At 57.0% G+C, this 3185-nt stretch carries 3 protein-coding genes; 1 reads left to right on the top strand and 2 read right to left on the bottom strand.

Annotated elements, in window-relative coordinates:
• On the bottom strand, nt 1–738 hold a 738-nt coding region (locus AC1DWI_RS17640; protein ID WP_477725323.1), incomplete at its 3' end, for a thiamine pyrophosphate-binding protein.
• A gap of 184 nt (nt 739–922) precedes the next feature.
• On the opposite strand from AC1DWI_RS17640, the gene AC1DWI_RS17635 reads away from it, so the two are divergent.
• Nucleotides 923–1531, top strand: coding sequence for a Crp/Fnr family transcriptional regulator (locus AC1DWI_RS17635; protein WP_477646571.1), 609 nt, complete (start codon nt 923–925; stop codon nt 1529–1531).
• A 68-nt stretch (nt 1532–1599) separates the two neighbouring features.
• On the opposite strand, the gene AC1DWI_RS17630 is transcribed toward AC1DWI_RS17635, so the two are convergent.
• A complete protein-coding gene (locus AC1DWI_RS17630; RefSeq protein WP_477669189.1) occupies nt 1600–3129 on the bottom strand; it encodes a tripartite tricarboxylate transporter permease in 1530 nt (509 codons plus the stop codon).
• Between the last annotated feature and the right edge of the window lie 56 nt (nt 3130–3185).

Genomic DNA, 3185 nt, shown 5'->3' with positions numbered 1-3185 from the left:
CAGGTACGGAATGACGGTTTTTTCGATCAGGGCACGGATTTCGGCGTCGCACTGTGCGTAGGCTGCGCCTTTGCCCAGCACGATCAGCGGCCGTTTGGCACCTTTGAGCAGGTCGAGCGCGCGTTTGACCGAATCGGGCGCCGGGATCTGGCGGGGAGCGGGGTCCACAACTTCGATGAGCGACTTTTTGCCGGCTGCAGCATCCATGGTCTGCCCGAACAGTTTGGCCGGCAGGTCGAGGTAGACACCGCCAGGGCGGCCGGACAGCGCCGAGCGGATGGCGCGCGCGATACCGACGCCAATGTCTTCGGCGTGGAGGACGCGAAATGCTGCTTTGCACAATGGCTTGGCAATTGCCAGCTGGTCCATTTCTTCGTAGTCGCCCTGCTGAAGATCCACAATCTCGCGCTCGCTTGAGCCGCTGATCAGGATCATCGGGAAGCAGTTGGTCGTTGCGTTCGCCAATGCTGTGAGCCCGTTGAGGAAACCGGGCGCCGACACCGTCAGGCAAATGCCGGRCTTTTGCGTCAGGAAGCCGGCAGCMGCGGCGGCATTRCCGGCRTGCTGCTCGTGGCGGAACGAAATCATGCGGATGCCCTCAGCCTGCGCCTTGCGMGTCAGGTCAGTGATGGGAATGCCGGGCAAGCCGAAGATCGTGTCAATGCCGTTGAGCTTGAGCGCGTCGATCAGCAGGTGAAATCCATCTGTCTGCTCTCCGGATTGGGTGTCTTTTGTCATTTGAAATGTCTCTTCGTTTGACTTGGGTAAAAATTGAGCAGGCCTGGCTGTCCATTGGCATGCACGAGGGTCATTTGCATCGTCGGGTTATCATAGGAATTGATTCAGGTTTCACCCTTGACCGAGGTCAACTTTCTCTGTATTTGGACCGCACAAACGTGTCAGTTCCGCACCCTCCCAACCCATGTTGTCCATACAAAACCATCCAGATAGAAATGTCATTCGTGTTCAGCTGGCACAGAACATAGTTCTGAAGGGAATTACGACGGAGCAAAGCGCTGAACTGGAGCCGCATCTGGTGATTGTTGATGGTCAGAAGGGTGACTCGCTCCTGCATCAGGGTGTTCATGAAATGGAGCAGTATTTCATCCTCGAAGGCATCCTGAAGCGGGTGGTAACCAATGAGCAGGCCAAGGAGATGATTCTTCGTTTTGCCGACGAACGCGACATGGAAACCAGTTATGCCGCGTGGCGCCTCGGTACGCCCACGCCTTACAGCACCGTTTGCGTGACCAAGGTCCGGGTGGCAAAGCTGCCGCTGCAGGAGTGGGTGGCATTTCTGGAGCGTCACCACGAAATCAAGCAGTCTTTCGAGTATTACGTAATGCGCTTGATGAGCGAAATCATGGCCCATACCATTACGCTGCATTTGCTGGATGCACCGGGCCGTGTCAAGCGGTTTCAGCGCAAGCATCCCGAACTGTTTGACCGTATTCCCAAGAAAGAATTAGCGTCCTACCTGAACCTGTCGGCAGAAACCCTAAGTCGACTCAAGCAGCGTGGCAAGATCTGACGGAAGACCGAAGCGGAAATAAAAAGGCCGGGTGATATACCCGGCTTTTTTATTATGGGCTCGAAGGTTCAGTCCACAGGCTGTTCCGCTGCAAATTCAGTCTTCTTGGGCGGACGAATTTTGGCCAGAACACGGGAGATCAGTGGCCACAGCAACAAAACCAGGGCAAGTGTCGTGATGCCACCCACCAGCGGGTTCGACCACATGATGGACATTTCGCCTTGCGACACGAGCATCGCCTGGCGGAACGAGTCTTCGGCCTTGTCTCCAAGGACCAGCGCGAGCACCAGCGGTGCGAGTGGATAGTCCAGTTTCTTGAAGAGGTAGCCCACCACGCCGAACAGCATCATGAACCAGATGTCCAACATGGCGTTGTGGACGGTGTAGGCGCCGATGGCACAGATGACCACAATGATGGGAGCAATGATTGAGAACGGGATGCGCAGGATGGATGCAAACAGCGGGACCGTGGTCAGCACAACGATCAGTCCTACGAGATTGCCCAGGTACATGCTGGCAATCAGTCCCCAGACGAAGTCTTTTTGCTCAACAAACAGCAGTGGCCCGGGCTGCAGGCCCCAGATCAGCAAGCCGCCCAGCAAAACGGCTGCGGTGGGCGAACCCGGAATCCCCAGTGCCAGCATGGGCAGCAGGGCGCTGGTGCCGGCGGCGTGCGCTGCGGTTTCGGGAGCAATGACACCTTCGATCTCACCGGTGCCGAACTTCGGGCCGTTCTTCGACATTTTCTTGGCAAGGCCGTAACTCATGAATGAGGCCGGTGTTGCGCCGCCAGGGGTGATACCCATCCAGATGCCGATCAGCGAGCTGCGAACCGACGTCATCCAATACTTCGGCAGCTTTTTCCATGTCTCCAGCACGACCTTGGGGTCGATCTTGGCGCTTTTGCCCGAGAACGCCAGTCCTTCTTCCATGGACAGAAGAATCTCGCCGATGCCGAACAGGCCGATTACCGCGATCAGGAAATCGAAACCGCGCATAAGGTCCGGGATACCGAAGGTCAGGCGCAGCTGGCCGGTTACGGTGTCCATGCCGACGGACGCCAATGCAAAGCCGAGCGTCATGGACGCGAGGATCTTGAACGGAGAGCCTTTGCCCATGCCCACGAAACTGCAGAAGGTCAGAAGGTAGACCGCAAAGAACTCAGGTGGACCGAACTTGAGTGCGAACTTGGCCACCAGGGGTGCCAGAAAGGTGATCATCACGACGGCAACAAAGGCACCGACGAAAGATGAAGTGAACGCAGCTGTCAGCGCGGCGCCCGCCTTGCCTTGTTGAGCCATCGGGTAGCCGTCAAAGGTGGTTGCTACCGACCAGGGCTCTCCCGGTATGTTGAACAGGATGGAGGTGATCGCACCACCAAAAAGCGCACCCCAATAGATGCAGGACAGCATGATGATTGCCGAGGTGGGCGACATCGTGAACGTGAGGGGCAGCAAAATGGCGACCCCGTTGGCGCCGCCCAGGCCGGGCAGCACGCCGATCAGCACGCCCAGAATGATGCCCACGAACATCAAGACGATGTTCATCGGCGTCAGGATGACGCTGAATCCGTGAAAAAGCGAGTTTAGTTCTTCCATTTCGATATCCGGTAAAAGTTCAGTGGGCTCGATGCGGGTATAGATGACTCAGTAGC

The sequence above is a fragment of the Polaromonas sp. P3_C2 genome, from assembly GCF_056402675.1.
The sequence above is the reverse complement of the archived record's forward strand: the minus strand, read 5'-3'. Positions and strand labels throughout refer to the sequence as shown.

What these genes read in the sequence shown, in the direction of transcription:
- AC1DWI_RS17630 (WP_477669189.1), bottom strand. Translation starts at nt 3,129, where the DNA reads ATGGAAGAACTAAACTCGCTTTTTCACGGATTCAGCGTCATCCTGACG.
- AC1DWI_RS17635 (WP_477646571.1), top strand. Translation starts at nt 923, where the DNA reads ATGTTGTCCATACAAAACCATCCAGATAGAAATGTCATTCGTGTTCAG.